29 protein-coding genes and 1 pseudogene are annotated in these 26,958 nt (G+C 71.6%); 16 read left to right on the forward strand and 14 right to left on the reverse strand.

Features of this window, described 5'->3' with window-relative positions; all coding sequences use genetic code 11:
- The 5 genes and pseudogenes from GT030_RS36120 to GT030_RS03680 form a co-directional block, all read left to right on the forward strand.
- Positions 1-510, forward strand: a pseudogene (locus GT030_RS36120) (hypothetical protein); the annotation flags it as partial.
- A 45-nt stretch (positions 511-555) separates the two neighbouring features.
- Positions 556-1,344 (forward strand): aldose 1-epimerase, encoded by a 789-nt coding sequence (locus GT030_RS03665; RefSeq protein ID WP_161199805.1) that lies wholly within the window; start codon positions 556-558, stop codon positions 1,342-1,344.
- 34 nt (positions 1,345-1,378) lie between these two features.
- On the forward strand, positions 1,379-1,930 hold the full coding sequence (pyrE, locus tag GT030_RS03670) for an orotate phosphoribosyltransferase (protein WP_161199830.1): 552 nt from the start codon (positions 1,379-1,381) through the stop codon (positions 1,928-1,930).
- A 150-nt stretch (positions 1,931-2,080) separates the two neighbouring features.
- Entirely contained in the window at positions 2,081-3,103 is a 1,023-nt protein-coding gene (gene fbaA / locus GT030_RS03675; RefSeq protein ID WP_161199806.1) for a class II fructose-bisphosphate aldolase, read from the forward strand.
- A gap of 86 nt (positions 3,104-3,189) precedes the next feature.
- Positions 3,190-4,662, forward strand: a complete 1,473-nt coding sequence (locus GT030_RS03680; protein WP_161199807.1) for an MFS transporter — start codon at positions 3,190-3,192, stop codon at positions 4,660-4,662.
- Positions 4,663-4,695: 33 nt separating this feature from the next.
- Here GT030_RS03680 and GT030_RS03685 read toward each other — a convergent pair whose 3' ends face one another.
- On the reverse strand, positions 4,696-5,115 hold the full coding sequence (locus tag GT030_RS03685) for a DUF3151 domain-containing protein (protein ID WP_161199808.1): 420 nt from the start codon (positions 5,113-5,115) through the stop codon (positions 4,696-4,698).
- A 179-nt stretch (positions 5,116-5,294) separates the two neighbouring features.
- Between GT030_RS03685 and GT030_RS03690 the strand changes: the two genes are divergently transcribed.
- The 3 genes from GT030_RS03690 to GT030_RS03700 all read left to right on the forward strand — a co-directional run bounded on the left by GT030_RS03690 (position 5,295) and on the right by GT030_RS03700 (position 8,417).
- Positions 5,295-6,155 (forward strand): tryptophan 2,3-dioxygenase family protein, encoded by an 861-nt coding sequence (locus GT030_RS03690; RefSeq protein WP_161199809.1) that lies wholly within the window; start codon positions 5,295-5,297, stop codon positions 6,153-6,155.
- Complete coding sequence (kynU, locus tag GT030_RS03695) at positions 6,148-7,341, forward strand: kynureninase (protein ID WP_161199810.1); 1,194 nt, start codon at positions 6,148-6,150, stop codon at positions 7,339-7,341. Before GT030_RS03690 ends, kynU begins: the two co-directional genes overlap by 8 nt.
- Positions 7,342-7,526: 185 nt before the next feature.
- Positions 7,527-8,417, forward strand: coding sequence for an alpha/beta hydrolase (locus GT030_RS03700; RefSeq protein ID WP_161199811.1), 891 nt, complete (start codon positions 7,527-7,529; stop codon positions 8,415-8,417).
- 2 nt (positions 8,418-8,419) lie between these two features.
- Here the strand turns inward: GT030_RS03700 and GT030_RS03705 are convergent, their stop codons facing one another.
- Complete coding sequence (locus GT030_RS03705; RefSeq protein WP_161199812.1) at positions 8,420-8,641, reverse strand: hypothetical protein; 222 nt, start codon at positions 8,639-8,641, stop codon at positions 8,420-8,422.
- 109 nt (positions 8,642-8,750) lie between these two features.
- Between GT030_RS03705 and GT030_RS03710 the strand changes: the two genes are divergently transcribed.
- Positions 8,751-9,959: a cytochrome P450 gene (locus GT030_RS03710; protein WP_161199813.1), complete on the forward strand. Its 1,209-nt coding sequence runs from the start codon at positions 8,751-8,753 to the stop codon at positions 9,957-9,959.
- A 14-nt stretch (positions 9,960-9,973) separates the two neighbouring features.
- Here the strand turns inward: GT030_RS03710 and GT030_RS03715 are convergent, their stop codons facing one another.
- The 4 genes from GT030_RS03715 to GT030_RS03730 form a co-directional block, all read right to left on the reverse strand.
- Complete coding sequence (locus tag GT030_RS03715; RefSeq protein ID WP_161199814.1) at positions 9,974-10,489, reverse strand: N-acetyltransferase; 516 nt, start codon at positions 10,487-10,489, stop codon at positions 9,974-9,976.
- Between the two features lie 76 nt (positions 10,490-10,565).
- Positions 10,566-11,240: a DUF4097 family beta strand repeat-containing protein gene (locus tag GT030_RS03720; RefSeq protein WP_161199815.1), complete on the reverse strand. Its 675-nt coding sequence runs from the start codon at positions 11,238-11,240 to the stop codon at positions 10,566-10,568.
- A gap of 189 nt (positions 11,241-11,429) precedes the next feature.
- Positions 11,430-12,986, reverse strand: a complete 1,557-nt coding sequence (locus GT030_RS03725) for an ABC transporter permease (RefSeq protein WP_161199816.1) — start codon at positions 12,984-12,986, stop codon at positions 11,430-11,432.
- Positions 12,986-13,882 (reverse strand): ABC transporter ATP-binding protein, encoded by an 897-nt coding sequence (locus GT030_RS03730; protein ID WP_161199817.1) that lies wholly within the window; start codon positions 13,880-13,882, stop codon positions 12,986-12,988. The genes GT030_RS03725 and GT030_RS03730 overlap by 1 nt, the downstream gene beginning before the upstream one ends.
- A gap of 73 nt (positions 13,883-13,955) precedes the next feature.
- Between GT030_RS03730 and GT030_RS03735 the strand changes: the two genes are divergently transcribed.
- Positions 13,956-14,462, forward strand: a complete 507-nt coding sequence (locus GT030_RS03735; protein WP_161199818.1) for a MarR family transcriptional regulator — start codon at positions 13,956-13,958, stop codon at positions 14,460-14,462.
- Positions 14,463-14,654: 192 nt separating this feature from the next.
- Here the strand turns inward: GT030_RS03735 and GT030_RS03740 are convergent, their stop codons facing one another.
- The gene (locus GT030_RS03740; RefSeq protein ID WP_202459649.1) at positions 14,655-15,398 is read right to left on the reverse strand and encodes a diacylglycerol kinase; all 744 of its coding nucleotides are present in this window, start codon (positions 15,396-15,398) and stop codon (positions 14,655-14,657) included.
- Between the two features lie 244 nt (positions 15,399-15,642).
- Between GT030_RS03740 and GT030_RS03745 the strand changes: the two genes are divergently transcribed.
- Together GT030_RS03745 and GT030_RS03750 are read left to right on the forward strand one after the other, a co-directional pair.
- Positions 15,643-16,926, forward strand: coding sequence for an adenylosuccinate synthase (locus tag GT030_RS03745; protein ID WP_161199820.1), 1,284 nt, complete (start codon positions 15,643-15,645; stop codon positions 16,924-16,926).
- A 91-nt stretch (positions 16,927-17,017) separates the two neighbouring features.
- The gene (locus GT030_RS03750; RefSeq protein ID WP_161199821.1) at positions 17,018-17,209 is read left to right on the forward strand and encodes a hypothetical protein; all 192 of its coding nucleotides are present in this window, start codon (positions 17,018-17,020) and stop codon (positions 17,207-17,209) included.
- Here GT030_RS03750 and GT030_RS03755 read toward each other — a convergent pair.
- Together GT030_RS03755 and GT030_RS03760 are read right to left on the reverse strand one after the other, a co-directional pair.
- Entirely contained in the window at positions 17,187-17,429 is a 243-nt protein-coding gene (locus GT030_RS03755; RefSeq protein ID WP_161199822.1) for a DUF397 domain-containing protein, read from the reverse strand. The genes GT030_RS03750 and GT030_RS03755 overlap by 23 nt on opposite strands.
- A complete protein-coding gene (locus GT030_RS03760) occupies positions 17,426-18,268 on the reverse strand; it encodes a Scr1 family TA system antitoxin-like transcriptional regulator (protein ID WP_237522177.1) in 843 nt (280 codons plus the stop codon). The genes GT030_RS03755 and GT030_RS03760 overlap by 4 nt, the downstream gene beginning before the upstream one ends.
- A 124-nt stretch (positions 18,269-18,392) precedes the next feature.
- Here GT030_RS03760 and GT030_RS03765 point away from each other — a divergent pair, with 124 nt between their 5' ends.
- Entirely contained in the window at positions 18,393-18,824 is a 432-nt protein-coding gene (locus GT030_RS03765; RefSeq protein ID WP_161199823.1) for a hypothetical protein, read from the forward strand.
- On the opposite strand, the gene GT030_RS03770 is transcribed toward GT030_RS03765, so the two are convergent.
- On the reverse strand, positions 18,817-19,467 hold the full coding sequence (locus GT030_RS03770) for a hypothetical protein (RefSeq protein WP_161199824.1): 651 nt from the start codon (positions 19,465-19,467) through the stop codon (positions 18,817-18,819). The genes GT030_RS03765 and GT030_RS03770 overlap by 8 nt on opposite strands.
- Positions 19,468-19,667: 200 nt before the next feature.
- Between GT030_RS03770 and GT030_RS03775 the strand changes: the two genes are divergently transcribed.
- Positions 19,668-20,438, forward strand: a complete 771-nt coding sequence (locus GT030_RS03775; RefSeq protein ID WP_161199825.1) for an oxidoreductase — start codon at positions 19,668-19,670, stop codon at positions 20,436-20,438.
- A gap of 12 nt (positions 20,439-20,450) precedes the next feature.
- On the opposite strand, the gene GT030_RS03780 is transcribed toward GT030_RS03775, so the two are convergent.
- Positions 20,451-21,347, reverse strand: a complete 897-nt coding sequence (locus GT030_RS03780; protein WP_161199826.1) for a LysR family transcriptional regulator — start codon at positions 21,345-21,347, stop codon at positions 20,451-20,453.
- Positions 21,348-21,523: 176 nt separating this feature from the next.
- Between GT030_RS03780 and GT030_RS03785 the strand changes: the two genes are divergently transcribed.
- Positions 21,524-22,291, forward strand: coding sequence for a hypothetical protein (locus GT030_RS03785; RefSeq protein ID WP_161199827.1), 768 nt, complete (start codon positions 21,524-21,526; stop codon positions 22,289-22,291).
- Between the two features lie 12 nt (positions 22,292-22,303).
- On the opposite strand, the gene GT030_RS03790 is transcribed toward GT030_RS03785, so the two are convergent.
- Both GT030_RS03790 and GT030_RS03795 read right to left on the reverse strand, forming a co-directional pair.
- Positions 22,304-22,996: a GntR family transcriptional regulator gene (locus GT030_RS03790; protein WP_161199828.1), complete on the reverse strand. Its 693-nt coding sequence runs from the start codon at positions 22,994-22,996 to the stop codon at positions 22,304-22,306.
- Positions 22,997-23,147: 151 nt separating this feature from the next.
- Positions 23,148-23,855 carry a TetR/AcrR family transcriptional regulator gene (locus tag GT030_RS03795; RefSeq protein WP_346009554.1) on the reverse strand — a complete coding sequence of 236 codons (708 nt, stop codon included), beginning with the start codon at positions 23,853-23,855 and terminating at the stop codon, positions 23,148-23,150.
- A 44-nt stretch (positions 23,856-23,899) separates the two neighbouring features.
- Here GT030_RS03795 and GT030_RS03800 point away from each other — a divergent pair, with 44 nt between their 5' ends.
- Positions 23,900-25,363, forward strand: coding sequence for an FAD-dependent monooxygenase (locus GT030_RS03800; RefSeq protein WP_346009555.1), 1,464 nt, complete (start codon positions 23,900-23,902; stop codon positions 25,361-25,363).
- Positions 25,364-25,423: 60 nt separating this feature from the next.
- Here GT030_RS03800 and GT030_RS03805 read toward each other — a convergent pair whose 3' ends face one another.
- Positions 25,424-26,809 carry an aspartate aminotransferase family protein gene (locus tag GT030_RS03805; RefSeq protein WP_161199829.1) on the reverse strand — a complete coding sequence of 462 codons (1,386 nt, stop codon included), beginning with the start codon at positions 26,807-26,809 and terminating at the stop codon, positions 25,424-25,426.
- Between the last annotated feature and the right edge of the window lie 149 nt (positions 26,810-26,958).

The following is a 26,958-nucleotide window of genomic DNA, read 5'->3' on the forward strand; positions in this document are numbered from 1 at the left end:
GAGTCGGCCGGGCCGGAGCGGCAGACAGAAGGCGAGCCGGCCGCCCCGGAGCACGCAGAGGCCGCGTCCGAGCCGGAGCCGCACCCGGAGGGCGAGTCGGCCGGGCCGGAGCGGCAGACAGAAGACCAGGACGACAAGCCCGCGCCGGGCCGGCAGGCCGAAGCCGAGCCCAAGGACGAGAAGCCCGGTACCCCGCCCCCTTCCGTCTTCGACACCGAAGTCCCTGCGCCCTCCCTCGACCCCGAGACGGACGCCGCGATCCCCGACACCGTCCCCGATGGTCTGGAGGTCCGCGCCGAACCCCCCGCCGAGGCCGCCCACGCCCGGCGGACGATGATCGGCCGCAGCGCGGAGGAGGTCGACCACGCCCCGCCCCGCGGCCGCTACGCCCCCGTACCCGCCCCCCAGACGGTCACCGCCAACCCGGCCCTCCGCTGGGCCGCCCCGGCGGCAGCGGTGGCGGTCGCGTCGGCGATCGTGGTCGTGAGAGCCCTCCGCAAGCGCCACTGAGCACCACCCCGCCCCATCCCCGGAGGGACCAGTAGGGTCGGCAGCGTGAGTAACGGAGAGATCACGTTGGCCGCGGGTGACGCGGAGGTACGGGTGCTGCCCGGTAATGGCGGGCGGATCGGAGGGCTGCGCGTCGGTGGGACGGAGTTGTTGCGGCAGGGGGAGCGGTTCGGGTGTTTCCCGATGGTGCCCTGGTGCGGGCGGATCAGGGACGGGCAGTTCCTGGACGGCGGGGTCGTACGGCAGATGCCGCTCAACTCCCCGCCGCACGCCATCCACGGCACCGCCCGCGACGGTGCCTGGCGCACCGCGCGCAAGTCGGCCGACGAGGCGGTGCTGACGTACGAACTGACCGACCCCTGGCCGCACTCCGGCAGGATCACGCAGATCGTGAGCCTCGGTGAGGACAGCCTGACGCTGAGCATGTCCGTGGAGACGTACGAGGATTCGTTCCCGGCGCAGATCGGCTGGCACCCCTGGTTCAACCGGAACCTCGGCGGCGAGAACGTGACGATCGACTTCCACCCGGCGTGGCAGGAGGAGCGCGGCGAGGACCACCTGCCCACCGGCAACCGTATCGAGCCGAAGCCCGGCCCCTGGGACGACTGCTTCGGCATGCCCGACGGAGTCGACGTGCGCCTGACCTGGCCCGGCCAGCTCGAACTCAAGGTGGCCAGCCGCGAACAATGGGCGGTCGTCTACGACGAGCAGGACGCCGCCGTGTGCGTGGAGCCCCAGACCGGCCCGCCCAACGGCCTGAACACCGCCCAGCGCCTGGTCACCCCCCTGGAGCCGCTGGAGGCGTCCACCACCTGGACCTGGCGCCGCCTCTAAGCTGGGCAGTATGACGACGGACGTGAACGAAGTAATGCCGTCAGGCACACGTGGCGAACTGCTCCAGCAGATCAAGGACAAGGCCGTGGTGCACGGCAAGGTGACCCTCTCCTCGGGTCTGGAGGCCGACTACTACGTCGACCTGCGCCGCATCACCCTGGACGGTGAGGCCGCCCCCCTGGTCGGCCAGGTGCTGCTGGACCTCACCGCCGACCTGGACTTCGACGCGGTCGGCGGTCTCACCATGGGCGCCGACCCGGTGGCCGCCGCCATGCTGCACGCGGCCGCCGCGCGCGGGCAGCGGCTCGACGCGTTCGTGGTCCGCAAGGCCGCGAAGGCACACGGCCTCCAGCGCCGGGTCGAGGGCCCGGACATCACGGGCCGCCGGGTGCTGGTCGTCGAGGACACCTCCACCACCGGCGGTTCGCCGCTGACGGCGGTGGAGGCGGTACGGGAGGCCGGCGCGGAGGTCGTCGGCGTCGCCACGATCGTGGACCGGGCGACCGGCGCCGCGGAGAAGATCGAGGCCGGGGCGGGCGTTCCGTACCGGTTCGCCTTCTCGAAGGATGAACTGGGGCTGGACTGACGGTCCGCTTGGGGCTGGACTTCTCCCGGCCGCCAGACCGTCCGGCAGGGCAGGTCTGGAAAGATGGGGCCGACGCCGTTGTCGCCCCCCAGGGTCCAGGTCAGGGCCGCATATCGCAGAACGCCAACCCGCAACACGAGGAGCGGACAGATGCCCATCGCAACTCCCGAGGTCTACAACGAGATGCTCGACCGGGCGAAGGCAGGCAAGTTCGCCTACCCGGCCATCAACGTCACCTCCAGCCAGACCCTGAACGCGGCCCTGCGCGGCTTCGCGGAGGCGGAGAGCGACGGCATCGTCCAGATCTCGACCGGCGGCGCGGAGTTCCTCGGCGGCCAGTACAACAAGGACATGGTGACCGGCGCGGTCGCGCTCGCGGAGTTCGCGCACGTCGTCGCCGAGAAGTACCCGGTCAACATCGCGCTGCACACCGACCACTGCCCCAAGGACAAGCTGGACGGTTACGTACGTCCGCTGCTCGCGCTGTCCGAGGAGCGCGTGAAGGCCGGGCGCAACCCGCTGTTCCAGTCGCACATGTGGGACGGCTCCGCCGAGACCCTCGCGGACAACCTGGCGATCGCCCAGGAGCTGCTGGAGCAGGCCCGCCGCGCGAAGATCATCCTCGAGGTCGAGATCACCCCGACCGGCGGTGAGGAGGACGGCGTCTCGCACGAGATCAACGACTCCCTCTACACCACGGTCGAGGACGCGATCCGTACCGCCGAGGCGCTGGGCCTGGGCGAGAAGGGCCGCTACCTGCTGGCCGCGTCCTTCGGCAACGTGCACGGCGTGTACAAGCCGGGCAACGTGGTGCTCCGCCCGGAGCTGCTGAAGGAGCTGAACGACGGGGTCGCCGCGAAGTTCGGCAAGCAGTCGCCGTTCGACTTCGTCTTCCACGGCGGTTCCGGTTCCTCCGAGGAGGAGATCCGTACCGCGCTGGAGAACGGCGTCGTGAAGATGAACATCGACACGGACACCCAGTACGCCTTCACCCGTCCGGTCGCCGACCACATGTTCCGTCACTACGACGGCGTGCTGAAGGTCGACGGCGAGGTCGGTGACAAGAAGCAGTACGACCCGCGCACCTGGGGCAAGCTGTCCGAGGCGGGCATGGCGGCGCGTGTCGTGACCGCCGCGAACAACCTGCGGTCGGCGGGCAACAAGATGAAGTGACCCTCCGCGGTCTCCCCCAGGGGGCCCGGCACCCTGTTTGCGCAGGGGCCGGGCCCCCTGGGGGTATCCGGGGTATACCTGGGGGCATGCCCGATGTCCGGCTGGCGTCCCCCAAGGGCCGGTGGATTCTGCTGACCACCGTGCTCGGTTCCAGCATGGCCCTGCTGGACTCGACCGTCGTCAACGTCGCGCTGCCCCGCATCGGCCGCGATCTCGACGCGAGCCTCGCGGCGCTCCAGTGGACGGTCAACGCGTACATGGTGACGCTGGCGGGCCTGATCCTGCTGGGCGGTTCGCTGGGGGACCGGTACGGGCGACGCAAGGTCTTCGTCATCGGGGTGATCTGGTTCGCGGCGGCCTCGCTGATGTGCGGGCTGGCCCCCGACCCGAACGTGCTGATCATCGCCCGCGCCCTCCAGGGCGTGGGCGGGGCGCTGCTCACGCCGGGGTCGCTCGCGCTGATCCAGGCGTCCTTCCACCCCGACGACCGCAGCCGCGCGGTGGGGCTGTGGTCCGGGTTCGGCGGGGTCGGGGCGGCGATCGGGCCGTTCCTGGGCGGCTGGCTGGTGGAGGGTCCCGGCTGGCGCTGGGTCTTCCTGCTGAACGTGCCGCTCGCCCTGATCTGCGTACCGGTGGCGCTGCGGCACGTACCCGAGTCGGACGCGGGGCCCGCGCGCGGGCGGTTCGACGTGCTCGGGGCGGTGCTGGGCGCGGTGGCGCTGGCGCTGCTGACGTACGCGCTGATCGAGGCCCGCTCCGCGTCCGTCGCGGTGTGGGTGACGGCGGTGACGGGCGTGGTGGCGGCGGTGGCCTTCGTGTACGTCGAGCGCCACCGGCCGAACCCGATGCTCCCGCCGGACATCTTCGCCTCGCGGCAGTTCACCGCGGTCAACCTGGTCACGCTGTGCGTGTACGCGGCCTTCGGCGGCTTCTTCTTCCTGACGGCGCTGCAGCTCCAGGTGGTGGCGGGCTACTCCCCCCTGGCGGCGGGTACGGCCCTGCTCCCGCCGACGATCCTGATGCTGTTGTTCTCCTCCCGCTCTGGCGCCCTCGCGGACCGCACGGGCCCCCGCCTCCCCCTGACGGTCGGCCCCCTCCTCTGCGCGGCAGCGATGCTCCTGATGCTCCGCGTGGGCCCCGACGCGAACTACCCGACGGACGTCCTCCCCGCGCTGCTCGTCATGGGCACGGGGATGGTCACCCTGGTGGCGCCCCTGACGGCGACGGTCCTCGCCTCGGTGGAGACCGCCCGGGCGGGCCTGGCGAGCGGCATCAACAACGCGGCGGCGCGGGCGGCGGGCCTGGTGGCGGTGGCGGCCCTGCCCCTCCTGACGGGCATGGGCCCGGAGGCCTACCGACTTCCGGCGGCCTTCAACACGTCCTTCGACAAGGCGATGCCCATCTGCGCGGGAGTCCTGGTCCTGGCCTCAGTCCTCTCCGCCACCCTGATCCGCCACCGTCCCACCCCGGACTGCCCCCACCCGGAATGCAGAACCCACGGCAGCATCACGACCCCACCCCTGGAAACGGGAGAGGCGGAGCCGGCTTCGAGGGGGTGAGCGGACTCGCCCCCTCCGCCGGCCCGGCAGAACTCAGCGCCGCAGCTCCGCGTAAGCCTCCTCGCTGCTGTCCTGGAGGAACTGCCAGCAGCGGTCCGCCTCCTCCTTCTCGTCGATCGCGTCGGCCGCGCGGGCGAGGGCGGCGAGGCAGCGGAGGAAGCCTCGGTTGGGGCGGTGGGACCAGGGGATGGGGCCGTGGCCCTTCCAGCCGGCGCGGCGCAGGGCGTCGAGGCCGCGGTGGTAGCCGGTGCGGGCGTAGGCGTACGACTCGACCACGCGGCCGGCCTCGAAGGCCTCGTCCGCGAGCATCGCCCAGGCCAGGGAGAACGTGGGGTACTTCGCCACGACCTCGGCCGGGGCCAGGGCGTCCTCGTCCAGCAGGCGGTACGCCTCTTCGTTCTCGGGCAGGTGCGTCGGGTCCGGGCCGCCGAGCAGGTTCTTGTGCGTAGTCATGGTTGAAGTCTGCCACCAGGGCCTGTCCGGGCTCGGGGGAGCCGCCCCGGCGGGCCGGGACCCGCCCCCGCCTTGCCGTATCCCATGGGATTGCGGAGGATTCGGTCTGGGGACCGGGGCCCCCGTGCCGGCATCGGCAGGGGCGGACCGCTACCCGGAGTTCAACACAGGAGACAGCGATGTCCCATCAGGCTCACCCCCCTTCCCAGGCCGCCGAAGAGGCCGCTGAGCCCGAGACCCCGCATCTTGACTTCGCCGGCACGACGCCGTACGAGGACTACGTCCGGGCCGACGTGCTCACGCACCTCCAGCACACCCTCTCCGACGACCCCGGAGAGATGGTCTTCCTGGTCACGACCCAGGTCATGGAGCTGTGGTTCACGGTGATCACGCACGAGTGGGAGACCGCCGCGAAGGCGCTCCGCTCGGACGACGTGCCCACCGCGATCGCCGCGCTGAAGCGTTCCGTGCGCGAGCTGGACGCGCTGAACGCCTCCTGGCGTCCGCTGGCCCAGCTCACCCCGGCCCAGTTCAACTCGTACCGGTCCGCCCTGGGGGAGGGCTCGGGTTTCCAGTCGGCGATGTACCGCCGCATGGAGTTCCTGCTCGGCGACAAGTCCGCGTCGATGCTCGTCCCGCACCGCGGCACCCCCCGCACGTACGCCGAGCTGGAGAAGGCGCTGTGCGAGCCGAGCCTGTACGACGAGGCGGTACGCCTGCTCGCCCGCCGCGGCCACGCGATCCCCGCCGAGGTGCTGAACCGGGACGTGTCCCAGCGGTACGAGCCCGTCGACGCGGTCGAGGCCGCGTGGGCGGCGGTGTACTCCGGTGACCCCGACACCGACCTCGCCCGCCTCGGGGAAGCGCTTACGAACGTCGCCGAACTGGTGTGGCGATGGCGCAACGACCACCTCGTGGCGACCCGCCGCGCGATGGGCTCGAAGGCCGGCACCGGCGGCTCCGCCGGCGTGGCCTGGCTGGAGAAGCGGGCCCGCAAGAACGTGTTCCCCGAGCTGTGGACGGCGAGGTCCCATGTCTGACCGTACGGAACTGGCGCTGCGGGCCAAGGAGCTGGACGCGGCCGACGCGCTCGCCGGACTGCGCGACCGGTTCGTCCTCGACGAGGGCGTGTACCTGGACGGCAACTCGCTCGGTGCGCTCCCCGCGCACGTACCCGACCGGATGCGGGACGTACTGGCCCGCCAGTGGGGCGGGTTGCGCATCCGCTCCTGGGACGAGTCGGGCTGGTGGACCGCCCCGGAGCGGATCGGGGACCGGATCGCTCCGCTGATCGGCGCCGGTCCGGGCCAGGTCGTGGTGGGCGACTCGACAAGCGTCAACGTGTACAAGGCACTTGTGGCCGCCGTACGGATGGCGGGGGAGGGCCGCGACGAGATCCTGGTCGACGCGACGACCTTCCCCACGGACGGCTACATCGCCGGCTCGGCGGCGCGAATGACGGGTTGTGAGCTGCGCGCCCTGACCCCCGCCGAGATCCCCGCCGCCCTCGGCCCCCGCACGGCCGCGGTCCTGCTGAACCACGTCGACTACCGCACCGGCCGCCTGCACGACCTGCCCGCGCTGACGGCGGCCGTTCACGACGCCGGCGCGCCGGTCGTCTGGGACCTGTGCCACAGTGCGGGCGCGCTGCCGGTCGGGCTGGACGCGCACGGGGTGGACCTGGCGGTCGGCTGCACCTACAAGTACCTGAACGGCGGCCCCGGTTCGCCCGCGTACCTGTACGTCCGAGGCGACCTCCAGGACCGTTTCGACTCGCCCCTGCCGGGCTGGAACTCGCACGCCGAACCCTTCGGGATGAACTCCGAGTACACCCCGGTGCCGGGCGCGCGGCGCGGGCGGGTCGGCACCCCGGACATCCTCTCCATGCTGGCGCTCGAAGCGGCGCTGGAGGTGTGGGACGGGGTCTCGGTGGACGCCGTACGGGCGAAGTCGCTGACCCTGACCGACTTCTTCCTGGACTGCGTGACCGCGTACACCGAGCCCGGCCGGGTGGAGTGCGTGACCCCGCTGCGGCACGAGGAGCGGGGCAGCCAGGTCGCGCTGCGCTGCGCGGACGCCGGTGACGTGATGAAACGGCTGATCGACCGGGGCGTGGTGGGCGACTTCCGCCACCCGGACGTGCTGCGCTTCGGCTTCACCCCGCTGTACGTGGGTTTCGCGGACGCGGAGCGGGCGGCGCGGGTGCTGGGAGAGGTGCTGGCGTAGGCGCGGGAACGGGGCGCCGGGGGGCTGTGCGGAGGGACGAACTCCGCGCAGCCCCCTTCTGCCTCACCCTGGGTGACATCCCCGTGTCCGCGCACGTCACGGGCCTGATACCGTCCCGGCCAACGGCCGAATCCCCACGCTGGCCCTGGTCCGCCAAAACCCTTACACAGCTGGAAGGTTGGAGCATGCCGGAGGACGCAAGCGCAGCCCGTGCCGCCGCCGAGGAGGAGTCGGCGTTCTCCCATCCGCCCGTCGACCCCGACGCGAGCGCCCCCTACGGGGACCACCCCGACCAGGTGATCGACTTCTACGCCCCGCGCACCGGTACGGCGTCCGCGCCGCTGGTCGTGGTCCTGCACGGCGGGGCGTGGCGGGCGCGGTACGACCGGCGGCACATCACGCCGTTCGCGGACTTCCTGGCGCGGCGCGGTTTCGCCGTGGCGAACGTGGAGTACCGGCGCGGCGGGCCCGGCATCCCGGCACAGAGCACGGGTGGCGAACCGGCCGTGCCTCCGGCGGGCCGGTGGCCGGAGACCTTCGACGACGTCGCCGCCGCGCTGGACGCGCTGCCGGACCTGGCCCGCGAGGCGCTGCCCAGCGCGGACGCCCGGCGCATGGTCCTCACCGGGCACTCGGCGGGCGGGCACCTCGCGCTGTGGGCGGCCGCGCGGCACGTCCTCCCGGCGGACTCGCCCTGGCGTACGGACCGGCCGGCGCCCCTGCGCGGGGTCGTCGCGCTGGCGCCGATAGCGGATCTGGGGCTGGCGGAGAAGCTGGAGGTCTGCGAGGGGGCGGTAGGCCAGCTCCTCGGAGGACAGCACTTGTCCGCGGAGCGCGCCCCGCACGCGGACCCCGCCCTGCTCCTCCCGACCGGTATCGCCACGACCCTGGTGCAGGGCCGTACCGACCGGGATGTCCCCTACGAGGTGGCGGAGTCCTTCGCGGACGCGGCGGCCAGGGCCGGGGAGGTCGTGGGGGTGACGCTGCTGGAGGACGTCGGCCACTTCCCGCTGATCGACCCTGCGGCGGACGCGGCCGCGGTGGTGGCGGAGGAGATCGCCCAACTTGCCTTCTAGGGCTATGCCTTGGCCGGGTCCTCGCCGGGCCGCTTGACCAGGCGGTCGCCGACGGCCAGGGACTTCCAGAGCTGCCGGCCGATCCGCACCTTCGTGGACGCGCCGTCGTTCAGGCGGAGTTCGGCGAAGTGGTACATGTTCGCGCCGTCGAGCATGCCGCGCGACTTGTCGGTGACGACGCCTTCCCAGGCGTCGTCCTGTCCGGGTTTGCGGGATTTGAACATGGGACGAGTCTAGGAAGGCGGGGTCCCCGGGGGCAGTGCCCAGGGGCATGTCCTGCGGATGACACATGTCATCTACCCCGGTGGGGCCCGCACGCACTAGCGTCCCCCCATGGGCACCACCTTCGACCCCTGGTCACCGGAGTTCCTCGCCGACCCCTACCCGGCCTACGCCGGGCTGCGGGGGCGCGGGCGGGTGATCCGGTACGAGCCGACGGACCAGTGGCTGGTGCCGCACCACGCCGACGTGTCGGCGCTGCTGCGGGACCGGCGGCTGGGGCGCACGTACCAGCACCGTTTCACCCACGAGGACTTCGGCCGTACCGCGCCGCCTCCTGAGCACGAGCCGTTCCACACGCTCAACGATCACGGCATGCTCGACCTGGAGCCGCCGGACCACACCCGCATCCGGCGCCTGGTCTCCAAGGCGTTCACCCCGCGCACCGTGGAGCGGCTGCGGGGGTACGTGCACGGGCTGGCGGACTCCCTGGTGGCCGGCCTGGTCGCGGCGGGCGGAGGTGATCTCCTCGCGGACGTGGCGGAACCCCTCCCGGTCGCGGTGATCGCGGAACTCCTGGGCATCCCGGAGGGGGACCGGGGGCCACTGCGGCCCTGGTCGGCGGACATCTGCGGGATGTACGAGCTGAATCCGTCGCCGGACGTGGCGGCGCGGGCGGTACGGGCGTCGGTGGAGTTCTCGGAGTACCTGAGGGGTCTCATCGCGGCGCGCCGGGCGGCCCCCGGGGACGACCTGATCTCGGCCCTGATCGCGGCCCACGACGAGGGCGACCGGCTCACCGAGCAGGAGATGATCTCGACGGCGGTGCTGTTGCTGAACGCGGGCCACGAGGCGACGGTGAACGCCACGACGAACGGCTGGCTGGCGCTGTTCGAGCACCCCGATCAACTGGCGGCTCTCCGCTCCGACCTGGATCTGATCCCCACGGCGGTGGAGGAGCTGCTCCGCTACGACACCCCGCTCCAGCTCTTCGAACGCTGGGTCCTGGACGACATCGAGCTGGCCGGCACGGTGATCCCACGTGGCGCGGAACTGGCCCTCCTCTTCGGCTCGGCCAACCACGACGAGGCGGTCTTCGACGACCCGACGAGCCTGAATCTGACCCGTAAGGACAACCCCCACATCTCCTTCAGCGCAGGCACCCACTACTGCATCGGCGCCCCCCTGGCCCGCCTGGAGCTGGGGGCGTCCATGAGGGCTCTGCTGACCCTGGCCCCCACCCTGACCCTGGCCACCGAGCCGGCCCGCAAGCCGGGCTTCGTGATGCGGGGGCTGGAGGAACTGAAGGTGACCGTCGCCTGAGGCGTTCCGGGGAGTCAGAGGTCGTTGAACGGGTCGGCGTAGGCGAAGGCGCCCCGCAGCGCCGGGGCGTACGTGCTCAGGGTGCGGACCTGGAAGTACTCGCCCCAGCCGGGATCGGGAGGGGTGATGCCGTACTCCGTGCTCGCCCGGAAGCCGAAGCGGTGGTAGTACGCGGGGTTGCCGAGCAGGGCGACGAGGGGTTCGCCGGTCGCGTCCGCCGCGTCCAGTACCGAGTGGACGAGCGCCAGGCCGACGCCACGGTGCTGGTGCGCCGGGTGCACGCTGAGCGGGCCGAGTCCGAGGACCGGGTGGGCTTCGACGTGCCCGCGCGTGCAGACGACGTGCCCGATGATCTCCCCCTGGTCATCGGCCGCGACCATCGACAGCTCCGGAAGCCAGGCCCCGCAGGTCCGCAACTGATCGAGGAGGCCGGCCTCCACGGGGTCCGGCGACTCCGGCTTGGCGAACGCGGCGGTGGTGACCGCCCGTACGGCGGGTTTGTCGGCAGGCGCTTCTCGTCGGATCAGCATCGGCACAGTCTTGGCGACTCGACGGCAGCCCCGCAAAGGGATTTGTGCTGCCGACCCGCCGCCGCACATTTCACTCCTACGAGTCGGGCGTCAGGCTGACGTCGATGTTTCCGCCGCCGGTGCGGATGGTGACGTGGTGGGGGGAGGCGGGGTCGGTGGGGACGGAGACGGTGTTGCGGCCGCCGCTGGTGGTGGCGTCGACGGCGTAGGGGGTGCGGGGGAGGGCGACCTTGACGTTGCCGCCGCCCGTTTCCGCGGTGAGGTTGGCTGGGGGCTTCTTCAGGGACGCCTCGATGTTTCCGCCGTCCGTCCGGGCGGAGAGGGTCTTGGGGGCGGTGTCCGTCACGCGTACGTTTCCGCCGCCCGTCCGTGCCGTCATCGCGCCGTCGACCTCGCGGACGGTGATGTTGCCGCCCTCCGTGTCCAGGGTCAGGGTCGTGCCGGGGGGTACGGAGACGGTGTAGTTCACGCCGCAGTCGTCGCAACGGGGGGCGGTGAGCGTGAGGCGGCCGTTGCTCACGGAGTGCTCGGTACGGGGCTTGTCGTCGGCGTACCGGATCTTCTCCGTGACCTGCGCGCCGGTGCCCTCACCAGGCACGACGTCGATGTTGCCGCCCTTGGTCGTCACGCTCAGCGCGGTCACCTTCGCGTCGATCCCGTACTGGGCCGTCGCCGACTTGTCCTGCACGGCACACCCACCGAGCGCGACCCCCACCACGACCGTCCCGGCCACCAACAGCTTCGTCTTCATACGTCCCCCCGAATTGCGCCGTCCCCCCACAGGTAGCAGCCCGCGCCCACCACCGAGGAGCAACGGCTTGATCCCACCGCCCAGAATGACGGAAACCGGTGAGTCGGGGCCCGCCCCCGCCGACCTGCGCGGATCCACCCCCACACGAGGGAGGCCCCGCCCCTGCCGGAACGTCGCCCGTATGTGATCTCAGCCCGCCACGTCCCGGCGGCGCAGGCCCGCGAGGCCCGCGCCCGTCAGTAGCACCGTCAGCCCGAGCAGTGCTGCGACCGGGCCCCACTGCATCTGCGCTCCCGGCAGCTTCGGCAGGTGGTCGTACGGGGAGACCGCCAGCAGCCAGGCCGGGGCGTCCAGGGCCGGGCCGACCCAGCCGATCAGCAGGACCGCCCCCGCCACAGCCCATCCCGCCACCGCCGCCCGGGGGACGAACCCGTAGAGCAGCACCGTCACCGCCCCGAGCGTCCACGCGGCCGGTACCTGGAGGAGGCACGCCCCCACCACCGTGCCGGGGCGGGACCCGTACCCCGTCCAGAAGCCCAGCCCCGCGAGCAGCATCAGGACACCCACACCGCCGAAGGCGACGGCCAGGTGACCCCCCGCCCAGCGGAGACGGCTCACCGCGCAGCCCAGCAGGGGTTCCGCTCGGCCCGACGACTCCTCCGCCGAGAGTCGGAGCACCGCCGAGACCACGTACAGCGCGGCCACCAGGCCCAGCATACTGATCATCGCGGAGAGGAACGTGTCCGTGACCCCCGCGCGGCCCCCCATCCGCTCCAGGACCGCACGTGCACCCGAGTTGCCCGACACCAGGTCCGCCGCCCCCTCCGTCAGGCTGCCGTAGACCACGCCGGCCAGGAAGAAGCCGATGCTCCAGCCCAGCAACGCGCTCCGCTGAAGGCGCCAGGCCAGGGCGCCCGCGCTGCCCAGGCGGCCCACAGCCGGGCCCGGCCGGGTGGGGAGGAAGCTCATGCCCAGGTCCCGGCGGCCGGCCAGAAAGTAGGCCAGCGCACCCTGGAGCACGCAGGCAAGGGCCAACAGCCCCAGCACCCACCACCGTTCCCCCGCGAACGCCCGCACCTTCTCCAGCCACCCCAGCGGCGACAGCCAGGTCAGCCAGGAAGACCCCGAGTCGCCCGCCGCACGGAGCACGAACGCCGCCCCCAGCAACCCCGACGTCAGCCCCCGCGCCAGCCGCGCGCTCTGCGTGAGCTGTGCCGCCACCGCCGCCGCCGACGCGAAGACCAGCCCGACCAAGCCGACGGCCGGCGCCAGGGCAAGCGCACCCGACACCCCCAGGGGGGCGAGCCCGGCGAAAAGCACAACCGCCAGCACCCCGTTCGCAGCCAAGGACGCCAGCAGCGCGGAACTCAGCGGCGCCCGCCGTCCCACCGCCCCCGAGGCGATGACCTCAAGCCGTCCGCTCTCCTCCTCGTCCCGTGTGTGCCGGATGACGATCAGCAGGCTCATCACGGCGGCCAGCAGCCCCGCGTACACCCCGACCCGCCATGCGGTCAGGCCCCCTAGGGAATCGTCCAGTACGGGCCCTGTCAGGGCTCGCAGGGAGGCGTTGCCGGCCATCTGTGAACGCAGGGCGGCACGTTCCGCCTCCGTGGCGTACAGCCCCCTGAGGGTCCCCGGCATCGACAGCACCATCAGGGTGTTCACCCCGATCCACACCGGGATCAGCACCCGGTCCCGCCGCAGCGCGAAGCGGAACAGCACCCCCGTCCCCACGAGCGCGCTCATCAGACAGCCACCTCCACGGCACCCTCGTAGTGCCGCAGGAACAACTCCTCCAGCGTCGGCGGAGCACACGTCAGCGACCGCACCCCGGCTGCGCTCAACACCCGCAGCACCGCGTCGAGTTCAGCCGTGTCCACCTGAAGCCGCACCCGAGGTCCCCGCACCTCCAGGTCGTGCACCCCGGCCAGCCCGTCCAAGGCCACCGCCGAAGACACCTCCGCCCGCACACTCGTCCGCGTCAGATGCCGCAGCTGCGCGAGCGACCCGCTCTCCACCGTCCGCCCCTTCCGCACGATGCTGACCCGGTCGCATAGGGACTCCACCTCGCTGAGGATGTGCGAGGAGAGCAGGACGGTACGGCCCCGCTCCCGCTCCTCCCGGACACAACGCTGGAAGACCTCCCCCATCAACGGGTCCAGCCCGGAGGTCGGTTCGTCCAGGATCAGCAGGTCCACGTCGGAGGCGAAGGCGGCGACCAGGGCGACCTTCTGCCGGTTGCCCTTGGAGTAGGTGTGGCCCTTCTTCGTGGGGTCCAGCTCGAAGCGGGCGGTCAGTTCGGCACGGCGCCGCGCGTCCAGCCCGCCGCGCAGGCGGCCGTAGAGGTCGATGACCTCGCCGCCGGAGAGACCACGCCACAGGGTCACGTCCCCGGGGACGTACGCGACGCGCCGGTGGATCTCGACCGCGTCGGCCCACGGGTCGCGGCCGAGGATCTGGGCCGCGCCGGAGTCGGCGCGGAGCAGGCCGAGGAGGACGCGGATGGTGGTGGACTTGCCGGCGCCGTTGGGGCCGAGGAAGCCGTGCACCTCACCGGCCTCGACCTCCAGGTCGAGGCCGGTCAGGGCGGGGGTACGGCCGAAGGACTTGTGCAGCCCCGAGACCGTGAGTGCCTTGGTCATGATTCTGAACGTACGCTTCCTTCAGAAATTTGTGAAGTTAAGGAACCGTATGAATCAGAGTTAGGGTCAGGGCATGACGGAGCCGAGCGTGGAGAGTGGGGACGGGCGCGATCCGGAGACGGTGTCGCGGTTCGTGGAGCGGTTCGCGGCGCAGTTGGTGGAGGCGGGGATGCCGCGCATGCCCGCGCGGGTGTTCGCGGCGCTGCTGTCCTCCGACACGGGGACGCTGACCTCGGCGGAGCTGGGCGAGCTGCTGCGGATCAGCCCGGCGGCCGTCTCCGGCGCGGTGCGGTACCTGTCCCAGGTGCACATGGTCTCCCGCGAGCGTGAACCCGGTTCACGGCGCGAGCGCTACCGCGTGCACAGTGACCAGTGGTACGAGGCGCTGACCAGTCGCGAAGCCATCATCAAACGCTGGGAGGAGGCCTTGCGCGAAGGCATCACCAGCCTCGGCCCCGACACCCCCGCCGGCCGCCGCCTCACCGACACCCTGGAGTTCTTCGAGTTCATCGAGGCCGACGTCGCGGGGATCATGGAACGCTGGCGGCGACACCGTGAGCAGGCGTCCGACCGGCGCTGACCCCGGCTTCCCCGACTGGATCACCTCCATGTGCGCGACTGGCTACGCCGAGTCGTGGCTGGTCTGGGTCACAGGGGTACGAGTCGAGGTGTACCCAGCCGTTCGGCGAGAAGCTCTACATCCCGGAACCGTTCGACTGCCTGCTGGACACCAGCGGTTTCCGGGCCCCGCGGGCATCCGGCACCCCCTGACTCACGGCCCCGGCACCACCAGCCCCCAAGCCCCCTCCGCCACCCGCCAGGTACGCCGCCGCACCGGACCGGAGGTCTCCGCGTCGGCTCTGTAGTGGAAGTCCTCCCCCGTCACGGTGACCGTGCGGCCGCAGGAGCGGAGGGGGGTGGACTCGGCGCCCAGGGACACCGGGCGGATCTCCACCTCCGCCACCCCCCGCATCCCCGGCGTCACCGACACCGACTCCACCGGACGGTCGAGGTCGATCACCGTGACGCCGTCGATCTCGACCCGGAGCCGGGCCGGGCGGGCGGCGAGGGTGCGGACCAGGGTGCGCAGCCAGGGGCGGGTGCCGACGCCGACCGGCTCGGCGGGGACGGACGCGGGCGGTATGCCCAGCGAGCCGAGCACGACGCCGTCGCTGTCGTCGACCAGGAGGTCCAGCTGCCGGGAGACCCCTTCCAGCGCCGCCCGCGCCGAGGCGACCGGCCCTCCCGGCACCCCCAGCGAACGCGCCAGCCCCGCCGACCCCACCGGCACCACGGACAGCGCGCATCCGGCCAGCTCCCGATGCCGGTGCAACAACCCCACCGCTCGAACAAGTGCTCGATCATCCCCGACGACCACCGGCCGGCGCGACCCCCGCCGCCCCAGCGCGCGGGCGAATTCCTCCGGCCCGTCCGGCAGGCACACCTTCGCCGCCGCACCCGCGCTGAGCACGTCTTTCGCTATCCGCACGGACTCCCCGTCCGTGTGCCGGGCCATCGGATCGATGATCACAAGGAGCTGATCGGACGTCGCGGAAGTCGCCACCTCGGTCCTGCCTCGCTTCCTCGGGTAGCATCTTTGTGCAAGAGCCCCTTGCGCTATTGCGCCAGGGGCTTCGTCTATTCCGGGGCATCCGGTCCGACGGTCGTGCGGCCAAAGGCGGTCGCGGTGTTGAGCGGCGATGAACCATACGCCCACACCCCGACCATGGACATGCCCCGCCCGGAAGGGGTGTACGCGCGTGCCCGCACTTGTGCTGCTCGGTGCTCAGTGGGGTGACGAAGGCAAGGGGAAGGCGACCGACCTGCTCGGTGGCTCGGTGGACTATGTAGTGCGCTATCAGGGCGGCAACAACGCCGGCCACACGGTCGTCGTGGGCGACCAGAAGTATGCGCTCCACCTCCTCCCTTCCGGAATCCTCTCTCCAAGCTGTACGCCGGTCATCGGCAACGGTGTCGTCGTCGACCCCTCGGTCCTGCTCTCCGAGCTGAGCGGTCTGAACGAGCGCGGCGTCGACACGTCGAAGCTCCTGATCAGCGGTAACGCGCACATCATCACGCCGTACCACGTCAGCATGGACAAGGTGGCGGAGCGCTTCCTCGGCAAGCGCAAGATCGGCACCACCGGCCGGGGCATCGGCCCGACCTACGCGGACAAGATCAACCGCGTCGGCATCCGGGTCCAGGACCTCTACGACGAGTCGATCCTCACCCAGAAGGTCGAGGCGGCGCTCGACGTCAAGAACCAGATGCTCACCAAGCTCTACAACCGCCGCGCCATCGCCGCCGACCAGGTGGTCGAGGAGCTGCTGGGCTACGCGGAGCAGCTCAGGCCGTACGTCGCCGACACCGTCCTGGTGCTCAACCAGGCGCTGGAGGACGACAAGGTCGTGCTGTTCGAGGGCGGTCAGGGCACCCTGCTCGACATCGACCACGGCACTTACCCCTTCGTCACCTCCTCCAACCCGACCGCCGGCGGTGCCTGCACCGGTTCGGGCGTGGGTCCGACGAAGATCAGCCGGGTCATCGGCATCCTCAAGGCGTACACGACCCGTGTCGGCGCCGGTCCGTTCCCGACCGAGCTGTTCGACGAGGACGGCGAGGCGCTGCGCCGCATCGGTGGCGAGCGTGGTGTCACCACCGGCCGCGACCGCCGCTGCGGCTGGTTCGACGCGGTGATCGCCCGCTACGCGACCCGCGTCAACGGCCTCACCGACTTCTTCCTCACCAAGCTGGACGTGCTCACCGGCTGGGAGCAGATCCCGGTCTGCGTCGCCTACGAGATCGACGGCAAGCGGGTCGAGGAACTTCCGTACTCCCAGAGCGACTTCCACCACGCGAAGCCGATCTACGAGACGCTGCCGGGTTGGTCCGAGGACATCACCAAGGCGAAGTCCTTCTCCGACCTGCCGAAGAACGCGCAGAACTACGTGAAGGCGCTGGAGGAGATGTCCGGCGCGCCGATTTCCGCGATCGGTGTCGGCCCCGGCCGTGACGAGACGATCGAGATCAACTCGTTCCTCTAGGCCGCACGGTCTGTACGCGGGTACGCCCGCCGGTCCGCCCTATGGGCGCGCTCGGCGGGCGTTCCGCGTTCCGGCGCGGTGGAATTTCTCCATGAGCAGCGACCGGGAGATGTGCGGGGGGCCCTACGGCGAGGTGTCCGAATGCGGGGACCCGGCGGTGTTCGAGGTGCGGCGGCACAACCGGTCGTCCTTGCGGGTGTGCCCGCTCCACCTCGGCCCGTCCCTGTTGATGGGCTCGGGCGTGCTGTGGCCGCCGGAGATCAGCCTCGTCGGGCGTCCGTGAGGAACGTGGTCCACGCGGTGGGCGTCACGGCGAGGAGGGGGCCGTCGGTCTGCTTGGAGTCGCGGACGTGGATGGTGGTGGGGCAGGGAGCAACTTCGACGCAGTTGCCGCCGGTGCTGTCGCTGTACGAGGACTTGTGCCAGGTGTACGCGGTCTCGACGCACTGGCCGCCGCCGCCGTCGCTGTAGCTCGACTTGAACCACCGCAGGGTGCTGGTCATGGGTGCTGTTCTCCCGCCAACTTCTGGATGAGGCTTGCAGAGTCGTCCGGGCTCAGAGCCTGTGTCCGGATCTTTGCATACCTATGTGCGAGGCGGGCCACCTTCGCGGGATCACTGACCAGCATGCTCTCGTCATGAGCTTCCAGGTAGACGACGTGATGGTGCTCCGCGGTCTCCACCAGCACCATGTTGCCGCGTTCGCCCGCATGGGCAGCCCGTGCGCCTCGATCCAGAGGCATGACCTGGACGCTCACATTGTCGCGCTCCGAGTCCTCGGCGAGCGAACGCAATTGACCGCGCAGGGTCTCCCAGCTCCCGAATGGCCGCCTCAGCGTTGACTCGTCAAGAATCAGTTCGATCATGGCGGTTGGCTCACTGCGGTCGAAGAGGGCCCGACGGGCGAGACGGGCCTCGACCAGTTGCTCCACCTGCTCGTCGGGCAGCTTGGGAAAGCTGCCGCCGATCAGCGAACGTGCGTAGTCCGGCGTCTGGAACAGGCCGTCGATCACGTAGGTCTGGTAGGACGACAGCGTCACCGCCTCCGCCTCCATCAGCGCGAAGTCCTGGAACTGCGGCGGGTACTTGTCCAGCAGGACGAACTTGCGGGCCATCTCGAAGATGTTCATGCCGTCCCCGAGCACCCGCTCCAGTTCCATCAGCATCTTGTCGCTGGCGGGCTGCGCGCACGTCTCCATCGCGCTGATCGCGGACGCGGTGTAGCCGATGAGGGCGCCCAGCTCCTCCTGGGTGAGACCCATCTGCTCACGCCGTGCCTTCGCGAAGGCGGCGACCATGCGCGCCGTCCCGCTGGCCGCCAGCTTGTTCGCCGCTCGCGCCATTGTGATCACCCCCGGACTCGACCGAACTCAACCGGTCTTCAACGATTGCCGCCGACTCCCGACCGTTCCGATGGGTCGACGGAGAGTCATGGAAACCGTAGCGTCGCCTGCCGAAACTGATCGCATGAATACGCAAAGTCACGCGGGCATCCAGTGGGTTCCCGCCATGGGCATCCAACTGCGGCGGGCCGGAGTGCAGTTCGACGCGGTACGGCTGGACGGCGATCGCGGGCGCGCCGTCGCGGACCGGATGGCGCGGATGACCGGGGGTGATCCGGGGCCGGTGGTGGAGTCGGGGAGCGGGCGCAGGAGCGTCTACTTCCTGGTCGCGCCGGGGAGTACCGCGCACCACGCCTGGCCCGCCGAGGCCACCCGGCTCACGAGTGCGCCGTACCGGGTGAGCTACATCCCGGTCCCGGCGCTGGCCGGGCAGACCTGGCCATTGGCCTGGCGGTTCCCCCCGACCGCGCCGGACCGGTTCGTGCACACGCTGCTGCTGCGGGCGGCACTGCTGGAAGGGAGCCAGGGGCCGCCGCAGCCGCACGAGCTCAACTGAAGACGATCATCGAGCCCTGGGCGAGGGAACGGGTCGCGGCGGCGTGCAGGCCGAGCCAGACGTGCCGTTCGCGGGCGAAGGGGCTCGGGTCGTAGGGCCCGGGGACGGCGGGCTCCTCCAGCTCGGTGGGGGCCGAGGGGGGCGCCGGGGCGGCGGGCGGGTTCGCCGGGTCGATGCCGATGGCCGGGGCGACCTGCTCCAGCTCCCGCAGCAGGGCGTGGGCCGAGCCCAGGGGGCCGCCACCGGCGAGGAGTTCGTCGTTGGTGAGGGGCTGCGGGAAGTCCAGGGGGACGTACGCGCCGGCGTGGTCGTAGTGCCAGACCAGGTGGGACTGCTGGGCGGTCGACTCGAACATCTCGAGCAACTGCTCGTAGTCGCCGCCCAGTTCCCCCACAGGGGTGACGGGGAGGCCGCAGAGCTGGAGCAGGTGCGCGCGGCGCAGGAAGTGCAGGGCGTCGTAGTCGAATCCCGCGACGGGGGCGACCTCGCCGTTCAGGCCCGGCATGTACTGGTAGACCGGGACCGGGGGGAGCCCGGCGGCGGCCAACGCGTTGTTGTACACCGCGAGTTCCTCGGCGAACGGGTTGTCCGGCGTGTGGCACAGCACGTCCACGAGCGGCACCAGCCACAGGTCACAGGCCAAGAAGGACTCCTCGCATCGTCCGGTGCGGGGGTCTCCTCGCACGCGGGTGGACCAGGAAGCGTAGTCCGTGCGACGGGCCATAGGAAAGCCCTATGCCCCCTGCTGCTATTCGGTCTTTGCTTCCCTTTCTTTTCCGGGCCTACGGTGAAGCGACTAGAAGAGAAGTCCGCCGTGAATTGTCCGAGGAGAGGACCGCAGAAATGGCCACCACCCAGAACGGAACGGGAACACCGGAACTCAAGGGAAAGCGGGACCTGGTCACCGGGGGTTCCCGGGGCATCGGGGCGGGCATCGTGGCCCGGCTCCTGGAGGCCGGCGCCGAGGTGCTCACCACCGCGCGCTCGTCGTCGGGGACCGTGCCGGAGGGGGCTCGCTTCGTCGCCGCCGACGTGCGGAGCCGGGAGGGGGCTGAGGAGCTCGCGGCGGCTGCCGTGGACGTGCTCGGCGGGGTGGACATCCTGGTCCACAACGCGGGCGGGGCCCAGCCGCACGCGTCCGCGCTCGGCATTCCGGACGAGGAGTGGCTGGACGTGCTGAACCTGAACCTGCTGGCCTCGGTGCGGCTGGACGCGCTGCTGGCGCCGGGCATGCGGGAGCGGGGGTCGGGGGCGATCGTGCACATCTCCTCCGCCGCGGTGCCGGTCGCCTTCCCGCCGTTCCTGCACTACACGGTGGCGAAGGCGGGGCTGGAGAACTACAGCAGGGGCCTGGCCGCCGAGCTGGCCCCGGCCGGGGTGCGGGTCAACACGGTCACTCCGGGGCGGGTCACCACCCCGGGCGGCGAGAAGGTGCGGGAGGAGTGGGCTCGCCTGGACCCGACGCAGGCCGGGCCCGAGTCCCTCGTACCGCTCGGGCGGGACGGGCTGCCCGACGACATCGCGCGGGCGGTCCTGTTCCTGGTCTCCGATCAGGCGAGCTGGGTGACCGGGAGCAATTTCGTCATCGACGGCGGGGAATTCCCGAGGGGCTGAGCCGGATTTCTGTCAGGGGACCGGTGCGGGGGAATTCTTCGTGTCCCACTTCTCCTGGCGGAGGAATTCCAGCAGGGCCGTCTCCGCCGGGCCGGCCGGGTTCCGGACGACGGCGATGACGGGCTGGGCCACGGCGGGGGAGACCGGGCGGGCGAGGTGTTCGTGACCCGGGGGGACCGCCGAGGCGGGGACGAGGGTGGCACCGAGTCCCTGGGCGGCCCAGCGGACGGCGGTCGCGGTCTGGGAGACGCGGGCGACCGTGTCGGGGTCCGGGTCGGTCTCCCGCAGGGCCTCCACGAGGACGCCGTCGAGCGCGCTGTCCCGGTCGAACCGGACCCAGGGCTCGCCCTTGAGGTCACGCAACTCAACACGCTGCTGCGCGAGGTGGGTGTGTCCGGCGGGCAGTACCACGACGAACTCCTCCTCGCCGAGGCGGTGCGCTTCCGCGGGGGTGCGGTCGCACTTCGCCATCAGGGCGAGATCCAGCACACCCCGGCGGCACAGCCGGTCCAGCTCGGCGGAGCTGGGCTCCTCGGAGAGGGTGATCTCCAGCCGGGGGTAGCGACGGCGCAGCGCGCCGAGCGCCTCGGGGAGCTGGCGCGTACCGAAGCCCATCTGCACGGCGACGGTCAGCTCGCCGACCAGCTCGGCGGCCCCGGCCCGCGCGGTCGCCGTCGCCCGGCGTGCCGCGTTCACCGCGGCCTGCGCCTCCCGCAGAAACGCCCGCCCGACCACGGTGGGCGTCAGCCCGGTGGGCGTCCGGGCGAACAGCTCCACCCCGAGATCCCGCTCCAGCCCCCGGATCTGCTGGGACATCGACGGCTGAGCCACCCGCAACCGCTCCGCCGCCGCCGTGACGGACCCTTCCTCGGCAACGGCCAGCGCGTACTCGAACTGCCGCAGACTCATCGACTCCCGTCCCTCCGTACGGTCAGCCCCCCTCGGGGCAACTCCAGCGCGGCGGCGCGGATTCCCCCGTCCGAGGACGCCTCAGCCCTTGGAGGTGTGAATTCGGTTAGCGCCCCGCTGTGACGCACGGTGGGGCGCTAGCCTGACCCGCTCGAACGCTTGGGGGGATCATGCGTATGAGAGCGAGCGCCGTCGCGCTGGTGCTGCTACTGGGCTGTGCGGCCACCGGCTGCGCCGAGACCCATGCGGCCACGGACCCGCGCACGGCCACGGACCCGCGCACGGCCACGGACCCGCGCTCGGCGACGCACCCGCGCACAGCCGCGCAGTTGCTCGACTCGGCCAACCGCACCATGAAGGCGCTGCGCTCGGTGACGATCACCGCGGAGACGGTCGCGACCGGGGGCGGCAGGGTCTACTCCGGCCGCAGGACCACGGACCTCAGGACCAGGTGCGCGTACAAGGCGAGCTTTCGCTCGGGGTCCGAGCTGGAGCAGATCCGGATGGGCGGGACCGACTACATCCACGGCAATGACATGTACTTCGAGATGTGGGGGCGAGAGACGGTCCCCGCCATGCGGCAGAAGCCCTGGCTGAAGAGTCCGGTCAGCGCGGCGCGGGGAGCGGACGACCTGGCCGTCTGCACCTGGCCGTTCACGTCGTTCGGCAAGCCCACGAAGGGCGCGCGGACCGAGCTGGACGGCCGGCCGGTGATCCCGGTCGAGGTGCGGGACAAGGCCGGGGAGTCGCCCTTCGCGCGCCAGCCGGGTACCTACACCTTCTACGTCGCGGCCGAGGGCGTGCCGTACCTGCTGGAGATCGGCTACAAGGGCCCCTACAACCGCACCACCACCGTGTTCAGCGACTTCGACAAGCCCCTGGCCATCCGGCCCCCGGCCACGGCCGACACCCTGGACCTGAGCACGGTGCGGGCCTCCGGGTAACCCGGACCTGGCCTAGCCCCCCGCGAGTTCCTCGACCATCTCCAGGGCGTGGGCGTTGGCCGCGGCGACGATCGCCCGGGCGGCCTCGGGGTCGTGGGCCGACAGGGCGTCGACCAGGTCTATGTGGCCGGCCCACAGGCGGCCGCGGACCTCGGGGAGGCGGCGGAGGTGCTGGACCGCGCAGACCCAGGAGCGGACGCGGAGGCGGTGCAGGAACTCCGCGAGGTAGGGGTTGCCGAACAGCACGCTCAGCTCGCGCCAGAAGCGGAGGTCGTAGCCGATGAGGACGGTGAGGTCGCCGGCCGCGTTCGCCCGCTGGGCCTCCTCACCGCGTCGCCGTACCGTCGCGAGCGCGGCCGCGGTGTCGGGGTTCTTCGGGTCCGCGAAGGCGGGGTGGCCCTGGGCGAGGACGCGGAACATGCTCTCGGTGACCAGGGAGCGGGCTTCGATCATGCCCCGGTAGTCGGCGAGGGAGTACTCGGGGACGCGGAAGCCCCGGTGGTGGTCGGCCTCCAGCAGGGCCTGCGCCGACAGGTCGACCAGGGCCTCGCGTACCGGCGTCGCGGAGACCCCGTACAGGTCCGCTATCTCCTTCACCGTGAACGCCCGCCCCGGCAGCAACCGCCCGGCCAGCACCTCGTCGCGCAGCGCGTCGGCGATCTGCTGTCGCAAGGTACTGCGCGTCACAGCGCCGTAGCCGGGCATCGTCCCGGAGTCTCCTCACACGAATGGGGCCGCTCTCGTACGTCCGTGCCTGTTCCCACAACCCCTTACGAGCACGTCACCTTACGCGTTCACCCCTGCCGGGCATCAGCCCCGGTGCCCTTTATGTGCGGGGGACGGTGTGTGGGTCGCTTCAGGCGAGGCCATTGATCATCAGGCGCACCGTGAAGTCGAAGCGGTCATCGGGGGTGCCGGCGGTCAGTTCGGCCGCGTGGCGGGTGGTGTGGGGGAAGGCCGCCGCCGGGAGGGTGGTGAGGCGGTGGAGGAGGTCGGTCTTGTCCGCGGGCCAGACTTCGTCGCCGTCCTCCGCCCTGCGGTGGGCCACCGAGAGTTCCAGGCAGTGGGCGGCCACGTAGAGGAGCAGGGCGTCGATGGTCCAGGCTGCGCGCTGGGGGGCGATGCCGGCCGCGAGGAGGATCGCGAGCATGCCCTCGCTCACGCGGAGGGCTTCCAGGTCGGTGGGGGCCATGGCCAGGGCGGCTCGGGAGATGCCGGGGTACTGGAGGTACTGGTCCCGCAGGGCCTCGCAGACCCCTCGCAGCTGGTCCCGCCAGGTGGTGGGGTCGGGGTCCGGGAGGGTGAGGCGGGCGCAGAGGCGGCCGATGAGCAGCTCGTCCAGGTCGGCCTTGTTGACCACGTGGGCGTAGAGCGAGGCCGGGCCGGTGTCCAGGGCGGCCGACAGCCTGCGCATGGTCAGGGCGTCGTACCCCTCCGTGGCGATGATCCCCAGCGCGGTCTCGACCACCTGGTCCACGGTGATCGGGTCCTTGCGGCGGCGGGGCCGGGTCTCCTCGGCGGGCGCGGGCCGGTGGCGGGCGGTGCGGCGCTCTTTCGCGTTCACGGGACAACTATAACTTGACACGAACGCTGTTCGTTCATAGAACAGTGTTCGTGAAGACGGATGTGGATGTGATCGTGGTCGGTGCCGGGCCTGTCGGGCTCGCCCTCGCTTCCGAGCTGGCGCTCGTCGGGGTCTCGGTGCGGGTGCTCGAACGGCGGGACTCGGCCGACCCCGCGATGAGAGCGCAGTCGGTCAACGTGCCGACGGCCGAGGCGCTGGACCGGCGCGGACTGCTGCCTGCCCTGGAGCGGATTCAGCGGGAGACGCTGGGCGCCTCCGTCTTCCGCTTCACCGGGCACTTCGCGGGGATGGCCCTCGACCCCGGCCTGGTGGACTGGGCCGACCCCGAGCTGGCCGCGCACACCGCTGTAAAGGGGGCGCGGATGATTCCCCAGCCCCGGCTGGAGGAGTTGCTCGCCGGGCATGCCGAGCGGCTGGGGGTGGTGGTCCGGCGCGGGGTGGAGGTGACCTGGCTGGAGGACACCGGCGAGGGGGTGGTCGTCGGCACCGGCTCCGGCTCGCTGCGTGCCGGCTGGCTCGTCGGCTGCGACGGCGGCCACAGCACCGTCCGGCGCCTCGCGGGCATCCCGTTCCCCGGCACCGACCCCGAGATCACCGGCTACCAGGCGGTCGTCGACATCGCCGACCCCGAGAAGCTCACCGACGGCTGGTCCTGGTCCCCCCGAGGCGTCTACCGCTGCGGCCCCCAGCCCGGCCGCGTCGCCACCGTCGAGTTCGACGGGGGTCCGGCCGACCGCTCGGCCCCGGTCACCCTGGCCGACGTCCAGTCCAGCCTCCGCCGCGTCTCGGGTACGGACGTCACGCTGACGGCCTTGCGCGCGGCCCCGACCCGCTGGACGGACAACACCCGCCAGGCCTCCACGTACCGTTCCGGCCGCGTGTTCCTGGCCGGCGACGCGGCCCATGTCCACCCGCCGTTCGGGGGGCAGGGACTGAACCTGGGGGTGGGGGACGCGGTGAACCTGGGCTGGAAGCTGGCGGCCGTGGCGAGCGGCCGCTCCCCGGAAGCCCTGCTGGACACGTACGACGCGGAACGCCGCCCCGTGGGCGCCTGGGTCCTGGACTGGACGCGGGCCCAGATCGGCATCCTGCGGGGGGACCCCAAGTCGGGTGCGCTGCGGGGGGTGCTGGCGGACCTGCTGGCGACGCGCGACGGCACGACGTACGCGGTGAAGCAGATCGCGGGCGTGACGCAGCGGCTCCCCTTGCCGGGCTCTCACCCATGGACGGGCCGCTACGTCCCCGATGTGCCCCTGCGCAACGGCACCCGGTTGGCCGACCACGCCCACGAGGGCGGCTTCCTGCTGCTGGACCGCACGCCGGGGGCGGTGTTCGCCGAGCTGGTGAAGGGCCGGGCGCGGGTGATCCGGGACGACGGCACGGGAGTGCTGGGCGCTCTGATCCGCCCGGACGGGGTGGTGGTGTGGGCCACGGACACGCCGGACGCGGATGGCCTGGACGAAGCGCTGACCCGCTGGGCGAGTTGAGGCGGCCTGAAGAGGCGCGGTCCGGCGGAGGCGCGGGTGCGCTCCGCCGGACGCGCGGGGTCAGCCGGACGTGGTGTATTCGTCCGCCGTGGCCAGCGCGGCGTCCAGGGCCGCCAGGCCCTCCTTCAGCTCCGGCTCGGTGATGTTGCAGGGCGGCACCACGTGGGTGCGGTTCATGTTGACGAAGGGCCAGAGGCCGTTCTTCTTGGCGGTGGCGGCGAAGGCGGTCATGGGGGCGTTGGCCTCGCCCGCCGCGTTGTAGGGGACCAGGGGCTCGCGGGTCTCGCGGTCCTTGACCAGTTCCAGGGCCCAGAACATGCCCGTACCGCGGACCTCGCCCACGCTGGGGTGGCGTTCGGCGAGGGTGGCGAGGGCGGGGGCGAGGACCGTCTCGCCGAGGTGCTTGGCGTTCTCCACGATGCCCTCGCGGGCCATGACGTTGATCGTGGCGACGGCCGCCCCGCAGGCCAGGGGGTGACCGGAGTACGTCAGGCCGCCGGGGTACGGACGCTTGGCGAAGGTCTCCGCGATGGCGCCGGAGATGGCGACGCCGCCCAGCGGCACGTACCCAGAGTTCACGCCCTTGGCGAAGGTCATCAGGTCGGGGACGACCCCCGAGAGGTCCGCCGCGAACCACTCACCCGTCCGCCCGAACCCGGCCATCACCTCGTCCAGGACGAAGACGATGCCGTGGCGGTCGCAGATCTCGCGGACCCCGGCGAGGTAACCCGGAGGCGGGACCATGATTCCGGCCGTACCGGGGATCGTCTCCAGGATGATCGCCGCGATCGTGCCGGGCCCCTCGAAGGCGATCGTCGTCTCCAGGTGCTCCAGCGCGCGGGCGCACTCCTGCTCCTCCGTCTCCGCGTAGAAACGGGACCGGTACAGGAAGGGCGCCCAGAAGTGCACCACGCCCGCGCTGCCGTTGTCCGACGGCCAGCGGCGCGGGTCGCCCGTGAGGTTCACCGCCTGCTGGGTGCCGCCGTGGTAGGACCGGTACGCCGACAGCACCTTGGGGCGGCCGGTGTGCAGGCGGGCCATGCGGGTCGCGTGCTCGACCGCGTCCGCGCCGGCGTTGGTGAAGAAGATCTTGTCCAGGTCGCCCGGCGTCCGCTCCGCGATCAGCCGTGCCGCCTCCGACCGGGCCTCCACGGCGAAGGCCGGTGCGAACGTCGTCATCCTCGCCGCCTGCTCCTGGATCGCGGCGACGACCTCCGGATGCTGGTAGCCGATGTTCGTGAACACCAGGCCGCTGGTGAAGTCCAGGTACCGCTTGCCGTCGTAGTCCCAGAAGTACGAGCCCTCCGCACCCGCGACGGCCAGCGGGTCGATCAGGTCCTGCGCGGACCAGGAGTGGAACACGTGCGCCCGGTCGGCGGCCTTCACGGCGGCACCGGTCTCGGGGTCGGGGGTGGGGGTCTGCTCCGGGTTCGGCTGAGGCGTCATGCGGGTGAGGGTAGGGGGTGGGGGCGGCGTCGCGACATCGGCGGACTGTTGTGGGCAGGGGCGGGATGTGCGACAGGTTGTCGTGAGTGGGGGTGCTTTTCGCGGGGTGCGGTGCTGTCCCGTATGCCCGCACTATCCTCGGGCCGTCG

Source organism: Streptomyces sp. SID1328 (genome assembly GCF_009865595.1).
In the GTDB taxonomy this organism is placed as follows: Bacteria; Actinomycetota; Actinomycetes; order Streptomycetales; family Streptomycetaceae; genus Streptomyces; species Streptomyces griseoluteus.